Here is a 16,051-nt window from a genome sequence, read left to right as displayed (position 1 = left end):
TTTTATGGGGATCGGTCGGATCCGACCGATCCGTCCAATCCGACCAGTCCGCCGCATGAAGCCCTCCCGCCCATCAAAAGAAACCCCCACCACCATCAACCAGGATGGCTCGCGTTTCTTTATCCACCCGGCGGATGTCACCGGTTTCTTCACGCGCTGGCGGCGGGTCTTCGCGCTTTTACTGATCGGGGTTTACGTCCTGCTTCCCTGGATTCCGATCGGGGGCCACCCGGCAATCTTTCTCGATGTCATTAACCGCCGCTTCCATTTGTTCGGCCTGACTTTTGCGGCCCAGGACCTTTGGATGGCTTTCTTTTTCATCACCGGGCTGGGCTTTTCCCTCTTTTTTGTCACGGCCCTCTTCGGGCGAATCTGGTGTGGCTGGGCCTGCCCGCAGACCGTCTTTCTCGAACACGTCTACCGACGCATCGAGCGCTGGATCGACGGCGATGCCACCGCCCGTCGCAAGCTCGACGCCGCACCCTGGAATGGCGCCAAAATCGGCAAGCGTCTGCTCAAAAACGGCATCTTTCTTTTTATCTCGGCAGCCATCGCCCACCTCTTTCTCGCCTATTTTATTTCGATCCCGCAGCTCTACAGCTGGATGACAAACAGCCCGACCGAGCATTGGGGCGCCTTCGTTTTCATGGCGGTGGCCACGCTCTTGATCTTCGGCAACTTCGCCTGGTTCCGCGAACAGCTCTGCCTGATCATCTGTCCGTACGGTCGATTACAATCGGCCCTGATCGACGACGACTCCCTTATCATTGGCTACGATGAAGGGCGTGGTGAGCCAAGGGGCCCCGCAAAACAGGAAGGCTTCGGCGACTGCATCAACTGTTACCGCTGTGTGCAGGTCTGCCCCACCGGGATCGACATCCGCCAAGGACTACAGATGGAGTGTATCGGCTGCGCCAACTGCATCGATGCCTGCGACAACATCATGTCGAAACTAAATCGCCCGAAGGGCCTGATTCGCTACGACTCGCAGGCGGGGCTCGCCGGACAAAAGCGTAAATTCATCCGCCCGCGAATCTTCATATACGCCGCCCTTATGCTGGCGGGGGCCACCGCCTTTACCTTGTCCGCCATGCAGCTGCGCAGTGCCAATATGAATGTCGTCCGCATGACCGGTCGCCCCTATTACGTGACGGAAGAGGTCGTGCGCAATCAATACATGGTGCGGGTGATCAACAAGATGAATGAACCGCGCACCTTCGAACTAAGAAGCAGCGCCGAAGGCCAGACTTACACCATGGAAGGCAACGAGGAGGGTATTATCGTGCCTCCGCTCGGCGAAGAAGTCAGGCCCGTCATCATCAGTATTGCGCGTAAAAACTATCTTGGCCGCTTCCCCCTCGAGTTCACCCTGATCAGCCCGGAGGGTGAAAACATACTCAGCCGCGAGGCTGAATTTCTCGGCCCGAAGCCCGAACTGCTGAAAGAGCTATGAGCAAAAAACCCGAGAAAAAGAAGATCGCCTGGTCGCTTTGGGTTCCCGTCATCCTCGCCTTTATTCTGGTGATCGCCGCCTGGGCGACGCTGATCAAAATTGCGAAAGACAACCCGGTGGAACAACTTGAGATTGAAACGAACGCCAACATCGAACGCTGAACATTGAATAGAATTAAGGAAATATTCGGCGTTGAACGTTCAATGTTCGATGTTCGACGTTCAAGCGGAGCGCAATGCGCGCACTGCGGCACACCCTTCACACCACGGGCTGGTGAAGCCTATTGCTGCCATGGCTGCCACTACGTCGCCCAGATGCTTGAGGAAAACGACCTGACACGATTTTATGAACTCAAGGGCAATTCCGCCGTGCCACCTGTGGGCTCCAAGGCTTTCCGCAAAGTGGAAACCGAAGCATTGGAGGCTGTCCTCAAGGAAACCGAGGCCAGTTCTGAAAAACCGGTTGTCATAGCCAAGTTCGGAATCGAGGGCATCAGCTGCATCGGCTGCGTCTGGCTGATTGAAGCGATGTTCAAACGACAGGAGGGCGCTGCAGCCGCGCGGATTGATGCCCGCAGCTGTGCCGTGGAACTGGCCTGGCAAAGAGGGCATTTCGATCTCTCCAAGTTTGCCGGAGCCGTCCAACAAATCGGCTACAAGCTCACTCTTTACCAGAGCGACGGAAACTCGAAACAGGAATCCCGCCGGATCACCTACCGTATCGGTCTCTGCGGTTTCTTTTTGCTCAATACCATGCTCTTCACCCTACCCGGCTATCTCGGGATGGGCGGCGACTTTTTTCTCTCACCTCTCTTTCAACTACTGGGTGCGCTCTTTGCCACCCTTAGCCTCGCCGTCGGAGGCAGCTTTTTTATTCAGCGAGCCTGGCAGGCGGCCCGCAACCGGGTGCTGCATATCGACCTGCCGATTGCCCTTGGACTGGTAGTCGCTTACCTCGGCTCTCTTATTGGTTGGGCGACGGGCTACACCAAGCTGATCTACTTCGACTTCGTCGCCACCTTTGTCTTCCTCATGCTGGTCGGGCGCTGGCTACAGGAAGTCGCGCTGGAAAAGAACCGCAGCCACTTGCAGCGCCAGCAAGCGGGTCCGCGCGAGGTCACCGTACTCGGCGGAGCACAGGACGGCGAGCGCGTCGCACCCGATCAAGTCACCGCCGGTCTCGAATACAGCGTCGCCCCCGGCGAGATCAACCCGGTCGCAGCCGACCTTCTCGACCCATCCGGCACGCTGAGTCTGGAATGGATTAACGGCGAGGCCGAGCCGGTGGTCTGGCCGGGAGAACGTACAGCCCCGGCCGGTGCCATCAATGTCGGCCTCCAGGGCATCCGGTTTCGTGCCCGGGAGGCCTGGGCGGACAGTCTACTGGCCAAGCTACTCGAACGACCGGAGGACCGGTTCCGCGAGACCCGCCTGCAGAATGTCCTCAAATATTACATCGCCATCGTCATCGCCACCGGCCTCCTCGGCGGCATGGCCTGGCTGGCCGCCACGGGGAATCCGCTTGTCTCGGCCCAGGTATTGATCTCCGTGCTCATCGTTTCCTGCCCCTGCGCACTGGGGGTCGCCCTACCCATGTGCGATGAGTTTGCCACGGCACGGCTCAGACGCGCCGGCTTGTTCATCAAGAACGCGCAAATCTGGGAGCGGCTCCGCCGGGTCAAGACCGTCGTTTTCGATAAGACCGGCACCCTCACAATGGACGTGCCACGGCTGAAAAATCCGGACACGGTTCGCGAACTCGACCCGCTGGCCGCACAGGCACTCCATCAACTCGTCGACCACAACCCGCACCCCGTGGCCCGCTCTCTGAGGGAGGCCCTGCTTGCCACCCACCCCGAGCTCACGAACCACAACACCAATAGCCCGATCGAAGAGCACATCGGCCAAGGCGTAAGCTGGATCGACCCCGGCGGCAACGAGTGGGCGCTGGGGAAACCCGAATTCAAGCAACTGAAAACTGAACAACCGGCCGCAGGCCCCCACACCCTGCTCTGCCAGAACGGACTTATCGTCGCCGAATTCGATTTCGCTGAAGACGTCCGCGACGATGCATTGGAAGCAATTCAGAATTTTCGTATCCATAATCTGGATACTTCTATTCTAAGTGGTGACGCCGAACCACGGGTCGGGCCTATCGCGCGGCAACTCGGATTAGCGAAAGAGAAGACCAAAGCCGCTTGCAGCCCATCCGACAAAGCCGAGTGGATCGCGCGCCATGCCAATGGTCAGGCACTCATGATTGGCGACGGGGCCAACGACAGCCTGGCTTTCGATGCCGCCGTCTGCCGCGGCACTCCTGTGGTGGACAAAAGTATCCTGGAAGCGAGCGCGGACTTCTTCTTTTTCGGACGAAGCCTGCGCTGCCTGCCCGAGCTTTTCCGGACCGCCCGGCGCCGCAGGCAGACAGTGGCTGCGATATTCATAACGGCCGTGACTTACAATATGGTCGCTGTCAGCCTCTGCCTGGTCGGAATGATGCATCCACTGCTGGCGGCTATCCTTATGCCGTTGAGCTCGGTGGCCACGCTAGCGATTGCCTGGCTGGGATTGAGTAAGTAGCAGAAAAACCAAAGATAACACGCCAATCCACTCTGATCTTTATCAGCTTTAAGGCAAAGGGCGGTTTGGTGATTTTGATAATCCGCAAAAACTTGCGAAACTTTTGCTTTCTGATTGGCTATTCATGTCATCATGAAGCCTAAAATATTTCTGCTCGGCCTTTTCGTGTGGCTCGCGAGTGTGGGAACAGCCTACTATCTCGGCCTCAAATTCAACGCTTGGGAACCCGATGGTGCTGAACAAGCCGAAGTGACGAGCGTCGAGGCTCAGGCCGTCAAGGATGCGGCGAGCATAGAAGAGAGGGAAGCCCCTTCGAAGTCGATCGGCTCCATTCTGGAGATGAGCCAAGAAGACTTAAACGAAGCGTTGCGACAGGCAAGTGAGCTCAACGAATCCGATCAACGGGCCCTGCTTGCCGAAGCCTTTGCCCTGCCTAATAGCGATTTTCGCCGTGCACGGATGATTCGCAGCCTGCTCAGCGATTTAGCCGAGACTTCGCCAACGGAAGCGCTGGCCTTGGCGGAGGAGATCGGCTCCCTGCGTGAAACCGAGCGCGCCCGCGAGGCCATCCTCGAAATTTGGGCCCAAAAAGATCCGGTGGCTGCGCTCTCCTGGGCGAATTTCAATCTGGCAAACGAACCACTGCGCACGCAAAGCAGTCAGCTCATTGCCATCTATCGCGGCTACGCGCAAACCAACCCGAAAGCCGCCTTTGCCTCCGCCCTGGACATGCCGACTGAAAACCGAGGGCAGGAACGCATCCAAAATTACGCCCTCGAAGAAATCATCGAACAACAGATAGAGAACGGTGGCTTGCTGGAGGCCAAACTTCAGGTCGAACTCATGGAGGACGGGGCCATCAAGGACAGCCTCATTTCCGAGCTTGTCGACGAGTGGGCCTCTTTCGACCCCGAAGGCGCCGCAGCATACGTTGATTCCTTGGGGGATAAGGTGCACGGATCCGTCAAAGCCCGCCTCCTCGGAGAATGGGCGGAAAACGACCCGGCAGCGGCGGCCGCATGGCTCAGCTCACGGGAAGTGGATGAACGGACACTCGGGCACGCCAGCACGGCGATCATCCGCCAATGGACGCGCTATGACATGGCCGCCTCGGCGGAGTGGCTTAATTCCCAGCCCAGTTCTCCCGAACTCGACCGTGCGGTCATGAGCTACACCTACCGCGCGGCGCAGGAAGACCCTGCCAACGCCATGACCTGGGCCGAGTCCATCAGCAACGACCGCATGCGGGACCGTATGATGCAGCACGTCGCCGGCAACTGGAAGAGTGACGATCCCGAAGGTTTTCAAAGTTATATTGACAGTGCCGAGCTCAGCGAAGAGCAGAAAAAGGAACTTCAGGAAGGGGCGGCCGTTCACGGCGGGCGACGCTGGTGGCGGTAGACCGAAAGCTCCTTTTGAAGAAAGTTTGTTTCCATTGTCAGGGTGATTTATCACCCGACTGTATTGGCGAATGAAATGCCGCCGGTCGGCCACGAGTCAAGCCACTGTAAGCTGCCAACCGAAAAGCAGCTTCGATAGCCGGCAGCACACTCGGTCGGGGGATGAATCGCCCCGGCTACAGTCATTAGTCCGCCTCAACCGCCAGTCGCCCATTCCAAATATTTCTCCGCGACGATATCGGGGCGAGTCACCACCCACTCGGGGTTATCGTAGGGATGATTCACCTTGATGAAGTTGTAGACTGCGTCGTGCTTGTCCTCGGAAAATTTTATACAAAGTCGGCACTCCAAACTACTCTGAACCTCGCCCTTCCACTTGAAGACCGAGCGCACGGCGTCGTCGATCTGCACACAGGCCGCGAGGTCTCGCTCGACCAGAGTATGGGCGAAACGCTCCGCCACATCCGGGTTATCACAGGTTGTCCAACCGATTAGAAGCTTGCTCATTTTGTCAGCAGTCAGGTGTTAACAGATAGAAAAAATTAACTCTCGCATTTTTAACTGTGAAAACAGCATATGGCACGAACGATTTTTCTGTTTTATGCCATTACGGGCTTTTTATCTCCGGAACTAATGAGGTCTAAAATTTGCGCTCATCGGTGGTCCCAGGGGAGCTGCACGTCCACCGGCTCGTGCTCCCAAACTTCAAAAGGTTCAAAAATCTTGCCGGGGTTGAGAATTCCCTCCGGATCTAGCGCGGACTTGACCGAATACATAGCCGCCAGCTCCGCCTTGCTGTGCTGCATCGACATAAAGGGAATCTTGGCCAGGCCGATCCCATGCTCGCCTGTGATCACCCCACCGAGATCGACCACTTTCTGCATGAGTTTTTTGATGCCGGCCTTGGCTTTCCTGGCGTCGGTCTTGGATCGGCGGTTATACATGATGTGCACATGCAGGTTACCGTCGCCGGCATGACCGAAAGTCGGCGTCGCCAGCCCGATCTCCTTTTTCAGCTTGAGCGTATAGCGAATGAGCTCGGCCTGTTTCTCCAGCGGCACGACGACATCTTCGTTCAACTTGGTGTCGGCCAGTGAAAACATGGACTGCGAACAGGTGCGCCGAACCTGCCAGAGCTTCTCGGCGGCTGCCTCAGACCGGGCTTCCCGATGAGCCACGGCACACTGCGCCATAAAGTCCAATAGTGCTTTGCGCTGCTTGCGGACTTCCCCGGGGGTGCCATCAAGCTCAATCAGCAGGATTGAGGAACGGGAATGTCCTTCGAAAATCACTTTGCCGGTATACCTTTCCGCACAACCGACGGACTGCCGATCGAGAAACTCGAGAATGGAGGGATTGTGCCCGGCCTTGAAGAGCGCCACCACGGCCTTAAGTGCCGACGCCTCACTTTTGAACGCGAACATCCCGGTCCAGCGTTTTTCCGGTTTCGGCAGCAGCTTAAGCGCAGCACTGGTCACGACACCGAGCGTACCTTCCGAGCCGATCAAGAGGTCACGCAGGTTCAAACCGGACACGTACTTCTTCAGTGGCAGCCCAAACTTGAAGGGGCTCCCATCGGCCAAAAAACCCTCCAGTCCGAGCACGTAGTCACGCGTTACGCCATACTTCACACAGCGCATCCCGCCGGCATTGCAGGCGATGTTGCCACCGAGCGTGGTGTATTTCTTCGACGAGGGGTCGGGCGGATAAAATAAACCCAAGGCCTCAGCCTGCGACTGCAAGTCGGCCGTTACCGCTCCGGCCCCGACCGTTGCGATCCGCGCAACCGCGTCGATCTTGATCGAATCCAGCCCGGCGAGGTCGAGCGCCCAGCCCCGCTTCAGAGGCACGGCCGAACCCGTCGCGGAGGACCCGGCACCACGCGGGGTCACCGGTATCTTAAACTTGTTCGCCAGTTTCAGTGCCACCCCGACGTCGGAGGCTTTGGAGACCTTGATGACAGCGTCCGGGGCGAAGGAGAGACGTAAGTTATCTATCGAAGCGGCAAAGCAGCTTGCCTCGTCCGTAAACACCCGCCCCGGCAGCTTCCTCCTGAGTGAGTCGAGTGCGTTCTGGTGTGCTTTCGTCATTGATCCGGGATCATACCTGGCCTCGAGCAGGTTAGCAAACCAGGCGGTTACACCGGCGCAACGACCAGTGCGGGAATATTGAATTCTACAGTAAACCGCATACCGCTACGATCCTCCCGGTTATCCGCTCGAATGGTGCCCCGGTGAACTTCAGCGATCTTTTTGCAGATAGAGAGCCCCAAACCGGTGCTGGTTTCGCTGCCGGTCGGCTTGACCGAGGTTTTACCGAAGTCCGTGAAGAGCTTATGCATTTCATGCTCGGGGATGCCCGGCCCTTCGTCTTCAACAATAATTTTCAACACCTCCCCTTCAGCTTCCAGCTTAACCAGCACCTTGGTTTCCAAAGGTGAATATTTCACAGCATTGCTAAGCAGATTGTCGACCAGGCGGCGGAATTGCATCTTATCCAGCAAGAGAAGGTCGGGCACATTACCAGATTCCTGCAGATCGATTTCGATGGATTTCTTGTTGGCGGTAAACTGGTAAATTCCGATCGAAGAGGAAACCAACTCGAAAACATTGCAGGGCTCAAAGTCGGTGCGCTCTTCGCCACTTTCAATCACGGAAAGATCCAGCAGTTCCTCGACCAGATTCAGCATCGTGTCCGAGGTCGACTGGATCGTGGTTGCGATCTCTCTCTGGTCGTCGTTCAAGGGCCCGGACTCCATGAGGAATTCCGAAAGGCCCCGAATCGAAGCGATCGGATTTCTTAAATCGTGGGAGGCGACCCCGATCACCCGGTTCTTCGCGAGATTTGCCTTCTTCAGGCCCACGATAAATTCGTTCTGCATGTGCATGAGTTTCCGCATCTTGAGGTGGTTGCGAATCCGGGCCAGTGCCTCATGCCGGTTGATCGGCTTAGTAATGTAGTCGTTACCACCGGCATTGAGCCCCTCAACGATCGATCCCGTATCCGATCGACCGGTCACGAAAACAATAGGGACTTCCGCCATGCCCTGCATGCTCTTGAGTTTTCGACAGGTTTGGAAACCGTCGATCCCGTCCATGACAACGTCGAGAAGAATCAAATCCGGGGCATCCGCCTCGATCTGCTTCAAGGCCTCTTCGCCGGAGGCCGCTTCATCGATCTCAAATCCGCTGCGCTCCAGCACTCGCCTCAACAGCTTACGGATAATTTCATCATCATCCACAATCAAGATACGCGAATCTTCAATTTCGATCGGGCTGGGTTCGTTGGCTGCGGATGTCATGCTTAGGCTTGTGTTAAAGGTTAGATAGAACCCGAAGTCAATATAGAGGCTAAGTTAGATTCCGGCTCGCGTCGCTGCTTTTTCGTTGCACCGGGAGCGCAGCGGCGCATTTTTTGCCCGCTATGCTTCAAGCAGGTATCGTAGGTCTCCCGAATGTGGGCAAAAGCACACTCTTCAACGCCCTGACGCGCACGCGTAAGGCCGAGTCGGCAAATTATCCTTTTTGCACGATCGACCCGAACGTGGGGGTCGTGCATGTTCCGGACGAACGGCTGGAACCCCTGCGGGAGATCGCCAAAACCAACAAGGTCATCCCGGCCGCGATCGAATTTGTGGATATCGCCGGCCTTGTCGCCGGAGCCAGCAAGGGCGAGGGCCTCGGCAACAAGTTCCTCGCCAACATTCGCGAAGTCGACGCCATCGTGCATGTGGTCCGTTGTTTTGAGGACGATGACATCATTCATAACATGGGCAGCATCGATCCGCTGCGGGACATCGAGGTGATCAACACCGAGCTGATTCTCGCCGATATCAGTTCCCTGGAGAGCCAGCAGGAAAAAGCGGTTAAAAAAGCCCGCGGAGGCGACAAGGAGGCCGCCGCCAATATCGCCCTGATCGAGCGGCTGCTCCCCCACCTCAACGAAAACAGGCCCGCGATCACGCTGGACATGAACGATGACGAGCGAGTCGTGCTCAAGCGACTCGCCCTCTTGTCCGCCAAGCGCGTGCTCTATGCCTGCAACGTCGCGGAGAACGATTTGGCTGATCCATCCGGCAACAGTTTCGTCAGCCAAGTCGAGACCTACGCCCGCGAACACCACGGTGCCGGAATTTGCGTTATTTCCGCGGCAGTCGAAGCCGAGTTGATCGATTTTGATGCCGAGGAAGCCGCCGAGTACCTCGAATCCCTCGGCGTAAACGACTCCGGTGTCTCACTCCTCATCCGCGCCACCTACGACCTGCTCGGCCTCGCCTCCTATTTTACCGCCGGCGAGCAGGAGGTGCGCGCATGGACCTTCCGTAAGGGGATGAAGGCTCCCGAGTGCGCCGGAGTGATTCACACCGATTTTGAAAAAGGATTTATCAAAGCCGACGTCGTCTCCTACGAGGATCTGGTGGCCGCAGGCAGCACGGCCGGCGCTCGCGATGCCGGTAAATACCGTCTGGAGGGCAAGGACTACGAGTTCAAGGACGGCGACGTGGCACTCTTCCGGTTCAATAATTAATGCCAGCTTATTCGGCCCATAACCCGCGAACACTTTCGCACGCAGAAGCTTGACCTGTCGTTCGGGACGCACACCGATTACGCTGAATCACATGATCAGATCATCCATATTTGCCATAGCCGTCCTCCTTGGATTGACCGGCTGTGAAAAAGCAGAGCCGGTTACCTACACGATCCCGAAGGAGGAACGCAGCGTGGCTATGCCCGGACCCGCCGCGGAGCAAAACGTGCCGGCGGCCGGCGATTCGCAAATGCGGGTTCTCCCCGGCATGGAGGAGGCGGCCCAAGCTGCCCCTGAACTGTCTTACCAAGTGCCGGACGCATGGGAAGAATTCCCGCCGCAGAGCGTGCGCAAGGCGAATTTCCGGGTGAGCGACGAAAATGGCAGTGCTGAGATCGCAGTCACGGTATTTCCCGGCGATGTCGGGGGCCAGTTGGCCAACATAAACCGCTGGCGCGGCCAGATCGGACTCGATCCGATCGATGCGAAGAGCATGCCGCAAGTCACACGCCCCTACTCCATCTCCAACCACAGCGGCATTCTCATCGACCTGCAGGGTGCCGAACAAAGTATTCTGGGTGGCTTGCTCAGCTTCCACGGCAGCACCTGGTTTTTCAAGATGCAGGGCGCCACCGGTACCGTCGCCAGCCAGGCCGAGGCGATGGAAGCATTTCTCTCCAGTGTGCAAATCGAGGACGACCACCACTAGATCATGGGCGCCATTTTCAAGTTCTTTGCCTCCCTTCGCCTGACCGTTGTCCTACTGGCGCTCTCGATGGTGCTGATCTTCTTCGGAACTCTCGATCAGGTCGAATACGGGATCTGGCACACCCAGAAGCTCTACTTTGAGAGCTTCCTCGTGGTTTGGTCCTACCCGGAACAATGGCTCTATTACGATAAGCTCTTCTGGTTTCACCTACCCATGCCGGGCGGCTATTTACTGGGCGGCCTGCTGTTCGTCAATCTGCTCGCCGCACACTTTACCCGTTTCAAACTAACATTCAGGAAAAGCGGCATCTTTCTGGTGCACTTCGGCCTGGTGCTGCTTCTGGTCAGCGAACTGCTGACCGACCTGGTTTCACAGGAGAGCCAGATGCCGGTCGACGAGGGCGGCCGCAGCAACTACTCGCAGGCGGTCCGGGAGAACGAACTCGTTTTCATCGACCGCAGCGACCCCGAGCATGATACGGTACACAGTATCCCTGCCAGCCTGCTCAAGCCGGGCAAGCGTATCAACGTGCCGGATACACCACTCAGCATCAGGACAGTCCGCTATTTCCCCAACTCAAACGTGGGCCGCGCGCAGGCACCCGTCGCAGACAACCTGGCAGACAGCGGAGCCGCGGTGAAAATGAATATCGTCGCCACGCCGACTGAAGTCACCTACGCGGAAAGTGAAATCAACACGGCGACCGCTTACGTCGAGGTCTCCGGACCGGACGGGATCCTCGGAACATGGCTGGTCTCCAATGTCATCGACGAGCGCTTTCCGCCCCAAACAGTCACACTGGATGAGCAGTCCTGGGAGATGGCACTGCGCTTCACCCGTCACTACTACCCTTTTGAAATCGAACTGATCGACTTCAAACACGACAAGTACCCCGGCACGGAAATTCCTTTTAACTTTTCCAGCGAAGTCATGGTGCACCACGAGGATGAGTTCAAAGATCAAAAAGCACTCATCTACATGAACCACCCGCTCCGCTACGAAGGACTGACCTTTTACCAGGCGTCCTTCGCCAATCAGGACAAAACCTCCATCTTTCAAGTCGTCCGCAACCCGGGCTGGATACTGCCATACATCAGCGTCCTTCTCATGGGCCTCGGCATGTGCGTCCAGTTCGGCATGCATTTCTTCAAATTCCTCGGTAAACGCTCCCATTAAAATGAAATTAGCTAACCGCAGAGTGCGCGGAGAGCGCAGAGAACACGCCGATTTTCAAAACTATGTAACTGCATTACATCCTCAAAGGACTCCAATGCTTCAGCCACTCTTTAATCATACGCCTCTGAGCACCCTCCGCGTCCTCAGCGCACTCTGCGGTTAATCATTCTGTTCCGTGAAAAAACTCATCTACATCATCGTTCTCGCCCTCGTGCTGGTGGTTTTTGCCCGTCAGTTTCGTCCGGCAGGGAATGAGAGCGGTTTCGACGTCGACAGCTTCTCCGAGCTCCCGGTGCAGGTGGGAGGACGGATCAAGCCGCTCGATTCGGTGGCGCGAAACACTTTGCTCATCCTTTCCGGGCGCCAGAAAGTGGAAGCCCCGGACGGCGAATGGCTGCAACCGATCGAATGGTTCATGGACCTGACCATGCGCCCGGAAGTGGCGGACACCTACCGCGTTTTCAAAATTGAGTTTCCCGACGATCTCGGACTGCCCGGCCTGGCCGAACAAGGCCAGCGCTATTATTCCTTCAACGACCTGCAGCCCCACTTTCAGGCCATCCTCGAGCTCTACTCCAAGATCGATCCGGAGCCGAAGAAGCGCAGCGCTTACGACAAACAGATCGCCGACCTGAACGACGGGCTCATGCTCTACCACCGGGTCATGCACTCGCTCCACCCGATTGGCGGCGCCGAGCGGCTCGACCGACTGATCGACGAATACCAGAGCTACCAAAGCACGATTGGTCCTGGCATGGATGCCCTGCGCAAGCAACAAGCGGGCGAAGACTACGATGCCGACCTGCTCCGCCGCTTCGTCACTTTCGGAGATGATTACCTGAAACTCTCCCAGACCGCCCACCTCAGCGTGGTCCCGCCTCCACCACCGGTTGATCCACTGGAGGACTGGAAAAATATCGGTGAGGAACTGCTCAGCGTCATGCAAGGCGAGCCGCTTAGCCCCTACGTGACCAGCTACGCCAGCCTGACGATGGCTTACCGCGCGGGAGATACGGAAACCTTCAACCAGACCGCACAGGAATTGCGGCAGCGTTTCATCGCCGACTTCCCGGACGAAATCGACCGCGTACATTACGAACGCGTCTTTAACTCGATGCAGCCGTTCAGTGTGGCCATGCAGCTCTACGTGCTCGTCTTTCTTGCCATCTGCATCTCCTGGCTGCGCTGGCCGGAGGCCCTGAACAAATCCGCGTTCTGGGTGCTGGTACTGGCCTTTATTATCCATACCTTCGGACTTGCCTCGCGCATGTACATCCAAGGGCGCCCGCCAGTCACGAACCTCTACTCTTCCGCCGTCTTTGTCGGCTGGGGCGCCGTCCTGCTCGGAGTTTTCCTGGAACGCTTTTTCCGCAACGGTATCGGCGCGGCCATGGCTTCATTGGTGGGCTTTTGCACCCTGATCGTGGCCCATCACCTCGCCATGACCGGAGACACGCTGGAAATGATGCGTGCCGTCCTCGACTCGAACTTCTGGCTGGCGACGCACGTCGTCGTTATCACCTTTGGCTATTCCGCCATGTTTCTGGCCGGTACGCTCGCCATTTTCTTTGGCGTACTCGGTGTCTTCGGTTCTCGCTTCGACAAGAAGTCTGCCCGCTCGCTCAGTGGCATGGTCTACGGCATTATCTGCTTCGGCACGCTGTTCAGCCTCGTGGGCACGATTCTCGGCGGCATCTGGGCCGACCAGAGCTGGGGCCGCTTCTGGGGCTGGGATCCGAAGGAAAACGGCGCCCTCATGATAGTCATCATGGGTGCGATCTACCTGCACGCACGCTGGGGCGGCATCTGCAAGGAGCGCGGCCTGATGGCGCTGGCTATCTGCGGCAATGTCATCACCGCCTGGTCCTGGTTCGGTACCAACCTGCTCGGTGTGGGCCTCCACTCTTACGGCTTTACCGACAGTGGCTTCTACTGGCTAATGGCCTTTTTGGTCAGCCAACTTGTTTTCATCGGGCTGGTGCTGCTTCCCTGGCGCTTCTGGCGCAGCGAGTTCGGCCGCGAGAAGGATCAGAAGGAACGGAAGCGGATCTTGATCGCGGACTTGGATTCAAGCGATACGCAGACATAAGATGTGGGCATTGATAGACGTCATACAGGCCCTGCGTTCCGGAATCGATATCCGCGCAGGGAAAGCCGACTCAAACGCCTGAATGGCCTTGTGACTGTAACAAACCCGGCCTTCGAACAGACAGTATTACCTTCTGCGGCTGACTAACGACAGAACAAGGACGAAGCTCCCCACTATGAGGGCATAATTTGAAGCTTCAGGCACCACTCCCTCATCGCCCAGGTAGGGCATTGTTACCCCACCCAGGTCGCCCCAGGTACTGCTCGATTTATCAAAGGAACCCGTCGACCCGTCGTGTCCGCCCAAGTCCTGATTAAAGGCGTTGTCCTGATTCGAAGTGAGCACAACATAACTCATCGCAGTATTTTCATCGACGGTGATCCCTTTGAGATCACTGGCCGCCTCGATGATATTCATCATTTCCACCCTGAAGCTTACGAACATATCATTTCCCCCCGTACCGCCCAAATCGTTGCTTGCATCCGTGTTATTTTCATCGGCGAGGTAATGGTCCGTGGTGCTGTCAACTGTGAGAAAGGAAAAGTAGTTCCCGAAATCAGTATCACGTTCGTCCCGTTGCCAAGTCAGGCTGGAACCGGTCGGCCCACTGTAGTCCAAAACACTGGTGGTATCGGGTGACGTGTTCAGGTCGTCACCCGGGTCATAAAAGTTGAGGTAGGTGCGGTTTCCCGGCCCCGGATTCACACCGACAAACAAGTCGATCGAAGCGGTTTGGCCGGGCTGGTGAAAAGAGATACCCACAAGCACCGTAGTGTCCAGACCGGTTGAATTCGTATCGCCGCCCAGTCGTACACGAAAAGCCAGTTCGTCGTTGTGGATCAGCCCGTCATTGCCCACATCAAGATACTGCCTGTAAAATCCAGGCTGTTTATTCAATTCCACGGTCCCGACTATGTCCGCCTCCGGCTGGCCGGTTTGTTGGTCGGTCAGGTAGTCGGAACGCACGCTTTCAGGATATACAACGGCAATCCAATCCTCTGTCGAGGTGTTCAAAGCAATTACTCCAAACACGAGTGAGGGACTTAGAAAACCCAATGCAGCCACATAAGATAGAAAAGTATTCACACTATGTCAATTGAGGTCAAAACCCTAGATTAGCAACAAAATATTGCCCAACCTCTTGACAAATTAAACTTAATGCCAGTGTAAGCTGATCACGCCCTTGGATGCGCCTGCTTGTGCGCCTCCTTGAGCCGTGCCACCGAAACGTGGGTGTAGACCTGGGTCGTCGAGAGGTTGGCGTGCCCAAGCAGTTCCTGTACGGCCCGAAGGTCGGCTCCGTGATCGAGCATATGCGTGGCGAAGGAGTGGCGCAGCTTATGCGGTGTCATATCGAGCGGCAGCTCAGCAGCAGCCAGGTGCTTTTTCAGGAGCTTCTGAATCTCGCGCGGCTGCATGGGCTTACCGTTCCGATGACAGATAACAAAGTCTTTCAAGTCCGCGCTGAGTTCAAAGCGCCGAATAAAGGTCTTAAGACACTGTGTCGCCACCGGGCCGAGCGGGCAGAGACGCTGCTTGCGCCCTTTCCCCATGACCCTTGCCACGCCCTGCCCGGGATCGACGTCACCATGCGTCAGCCCGCAAAGTTCACTCACGCGGAGACCGCCCCCGTAAAGCAGTTCCAGAATCAAACTGTCGCGGAACGCCTCAAATTCGCCGAGCTTCCCATCCTTCCACAAAGTGAGCGGCGCATTGAGCAACTGCGTCATCTGAGCCTCGGAGAGAAATTTCGGGAGGGGCTTCTCCAGCTTGGGCAGCGTCACTCCGGTAAAGGGGTTGGCCTCGACCACACCCTGCTCGCGCAGATACCGATAAAATGCACGCAACCCGGAGACATGATTATGGAGGGTACGACGGGCGATGCGTCGTCCCTGCTCCACGAGAAAAGAGCGTACCATGACCGGACGCACGACTCCGAAATCATCCTTCCACTTGCCCGCGGCTTCGAGCCACTTCACAAAATTTCCCACCGCCGCAGAATAATTCCGAACGGTATAATCGGAAACCCGTCGCTCCAGCCTGAGATGGGCGATAAAGGCTTCGAGATAAGGGATGTGTTCAGGCATGTCTGGCAAGGGTAGCGCGAGTGCCTCCGGC

The 16,051-nt window shown here is 57.0% G+C and carries 13 protein-coding genes; 8 read left to right on the top strand and 5 right to left on the bottom strand.

Annotated elements, in window-relative coordinates:
• The first annotated feature begins 55 nt into the window (after positions 1 to 55).
• From ccoG to DDZ13_RS01965, 4 genes are all read left to right on the top strand, one after another.
• Positions 56 to 1,453 (top strand): cytochrome c oxidase accessory protein CcoG, encoded by a 1,398-nt coding sequence (gene ccoG, locus DDZ13_RS01975; protein WP_110129851.1) that lies wholly within the window; start codon positions 56 to 58, stop codon positions 1,451 to 1,453.
• Positions 1,450 to 1,614, top strand: a complete 165-nt coding sequence (locus DDZ13_RS15415; protein ID WP_158279745.1) for a hypothetical protein — start codon at positions 1,450 to 1,452, stop codon at positions 1,612 to 1,614. The genes ccoG and DDZ13_RS15415 overlap by 4 nt, the downstream gene beginning before the upstream one ends.
• A 42-nt stretch (positions 1,615 to 1,656) precedes the next feature.
• Entirely contained in the window at positions 1,657 to 4,032 is a 2,376-nt protein-coding gene (locus DDZ13_RS01970) for a heavy metal translocating P-type ATPase (protein ID WP_110129742.1), read from the top strand.
• A 132-nt stretch (positions 4,033 to 4,164) separates the two neighbouring features.
• Positions 4,165 to 5,433 carry a hypothetical protein gene (locus tag DDZ13_RS01965; protein ID WP_110129741.1) on the top strand — a complete coding sequence of 423 codons (1,269 nt, stop codon included), beginning with the start codon at positions 4,165 to 4,167 and terminating at the stop codon, positions 5,431 to 5,433.
• Between the two features lie 194 nt (positions 5,434 to 5,627).
• Here the strand turns inward: DDZ13_RS01965 and cutA are convergent, their stop codons facing one another.
• The 3 genes from cutA to DDZ13_RS01950 all read right to left on the bottom strand — a co-directional run bounded on the left by cutA (position 5,628) and on the right by DDZ13_RS01950 (position 8,733).
• Positions 5,628 to 5,939: a divalent-cation tolerance protein CutA gene (cutA, locus tag DDZ13_RS01960; protein ID WP_110129740.1), complete on the bottom strand. Its 312-nt coding sequence runs from the start codon at positions 5,937 to 5,939 to the stop codon at positions 5,628 to 5,630.
• Between the two features lie 146 nt (positions 5,940 to 6,085).
• Positions 6,086 to 7,522, bottom strand: coding sequence for an FAD-binding oxidoreductase (locus tag DDZ13_RS01955; RefSeq protein ID WP_110129739.1), 1,437 nt, complete (start codon positions 7,520 to 7,522; stop codon positions 6,086 to 6,088).
• 47 nt (positions 7,523 to 7,569) lie between these two features.
• On the bottom strand, positions 7,570 to 8,733 hold the full coding sequence (locus DDZ13_RS01950; protein WP_110129738.1) for a hybrid sensor histidine kinase/response regulator: 1,164 nt from the start codon (positions 8,731 to 8,733) through the stop codon (positions 7,570 to 7,572).
• 122 nt (positions 8,734 to 8,855) lie between these two features.
• On the opposite strand from DDZ13_RS01950, the gene ychF reads away from it, so the two are divergent.
• The 4 genes from ychF (at position 8,856) to DDZ13_RS01930 (ending at position 13,933) form a co-directional block, all read left to right on the top strand.
• On the top strand, positions 8,856 to 9,959 hold the full coding sequence (gene ychF, locus DDZ13_RS01945) for a redox-regulated ATPase YchF (protein ID WP_110129737.1): 1,104 nt from the start codon (positions 8,856 to 8,858) through the stop codon (positions 9,957 to 9,959).
• 91 nt (positions 9,960 to 10,050) lie between these two features.
• Positions 10,051 to 10,668 carry a hypothetical protein gene (locus DDZ13_RS01940; RefSeq protein WP_146209199.1) on the top strand — a complete coding sequence of 206 codons (618 nt, stop codon included), beginning with the start codon at positions 10,051 to 10,053 and terminating at the stop codon, positions 10,666 to 10,668.
• 3 nt (positions 10,669 to 10,671) lie between these two features.
• Positions 10,672 to 11,844 carry a cytochrome c biogenesis ResB family protein gene (locus DDZ13_RS01935; RefSeq protein WP_110129735.1) on the top strand — a complete coding sequence of 391 codons (1,173 nt, stop codon included), beginning with the start codon at positions 10,672 to 10,674 and terminating at the stop codon, positions 11,842 to 11,844.
• Positions 11,845 to 12,019: 175 nt separating this feature from the next.
• On the top strand, positions 12,020 to 13,933 hold the full coding sequence (locus DDZ13_RS01930) for a cytochrome c biogenesis protein (protein WP_110129734.1): 1,914 nt from the start codon (positions 12,020 to 12,022) through the stop codon (positions 13,931 to 13,933).
• A 126-nt stretch (positions 13,934 to 14,059) separates the two neighbouring features.
• Here DDZ13_RS01930 and DDZ13_RS01925 read toward each other — a convergent pair whose 3' ends face one another.
• Together DDZ13_RS01925 and DDZ13_RS01920 are read right to left on the bottom strand one after the other, a co-directional pair.
• Positions 14,060 to 14,947, bottom strand: coding sequence for a hypothetical protein (locus DDZ13_RS01925; protein ID WP_110129733.1), 888 nt, complete (start codon positions 14,945 to 14,947; stop codon positions 14,060 to 14,062).
• A gap of 161 nt (positions 14,948 to 15,108) precedes the next feature.
• Positions 15,109 to 16,020 (bottom strand): tyrosine recombinase XerC, encoded by a 912-nt coding sequence (locus DDZ13_RS01920; protein ID WP_110129850.1) that lies wholly within the window; start codon positions 16,018 to 16,020, stop codon positions 15,109 to 15,111.
• Positions 16,021 to 16,051: the final 31 nt, after the last annotated feature.

The organism is Coraliomargarita sinensis (assembly GCF_003185655.1).
Lineage (GTDB): Bacteria > Verrucomicrobiota > Verrucomicrobiia > Opitutales > Coraliomargaritaceae > Coraliomargarita_B > Coraliomargarita_B sinensis.
The sequence above is the reverse complement of the archived record's forward strand: the minus strand, read 5'-3'. Positions and strand labels throughout refer to the sequence as shown.

What these genes read in the sequence shown, in the direction of transcription:
- ccoG (WP_110129851.1), top strand. Translation starts at nt 56, where the DNA reads ATGAAGCCCTCCCGCCCATCAAAAGAAACCCCCACCACCATCAACCAG.
- DDZ13_RS15415 (WP_158279745.1), top strand. Translation starts at nt 1,450, where the DNA reads ATGAGCAAAAAACCCGAGAAAAAGAAGATCGCCTGGTCGCTTTGGGTT.
- DDZ13_RS01970 (WP_110129742.1), top strand. Translation starts at nt 1,657, where the DNA reads ATGTTCGATGTTCGACGTTCAAGCGGAGCGCAATGCGCGCACTGCGGC.
- DDZ13_RS01965 (WP_110129741.1), top strand. Translation starts at nt 4,165, where the DNA reads ATGAAGCCTAAAATATTTCTGCTCGGCCTTTTCGTGTGGCTCGCGAGT.
- cutA (WP_110129740.1), bottom strand. Translation starts at nt 5,939, where the DNA reads ATGAGCAAGCTTCTAATCGGTTGGACAACCTGTGATAACCCGGATGTG.
- DDZ13_RS01955 (WP_110129739.1), bottom strand. Translation starts at nt 7,522, where the DNA reads ATGACGAAAGCACACCAGAACGCACTCGACTCACTCAGGAGGAAGCTG.
- DDZ13_RS01950 (WP_110129738.1), bottom strand. Translation starts at nt 8,733, where the DNA reads ATGACATCCGCAGCCAACGAACCCAGCCCGATCGAAATTGAAGATTCG.
- ychF (WP_110129737.1), top strand. Translation starts at nt 8,856, where the DNA reads ATGCTTCAAGCAGGTATCGTAGGTCTCCCGAATGTGGGCAAAAGCACA.
- DDZ13_RS01940 (WP_146209199.1), top strand. Translation starts at nt 10,051, where the DNA reads ATGATCAGATCATCCATATTTGCCATAGCCGTCCTCCTTGGATTGACC.
- DDZ13_RS01935 (WP_110129735.1), top strand. Translation starts at nt 10,672, where the DNA reads ATGGGCGCCATTTTCAAGTTCTTTGCCTCCCTTCGCCTGACCGTTGTC.
- DDZ13_RS01920 (WP_110129850.1), bottom strand. Translation starts at nt 16,020, where the DNA reads ATGCCTGAACACATCCCTTATCTCGAAGCCTTTATCGCCCATCTCAGG.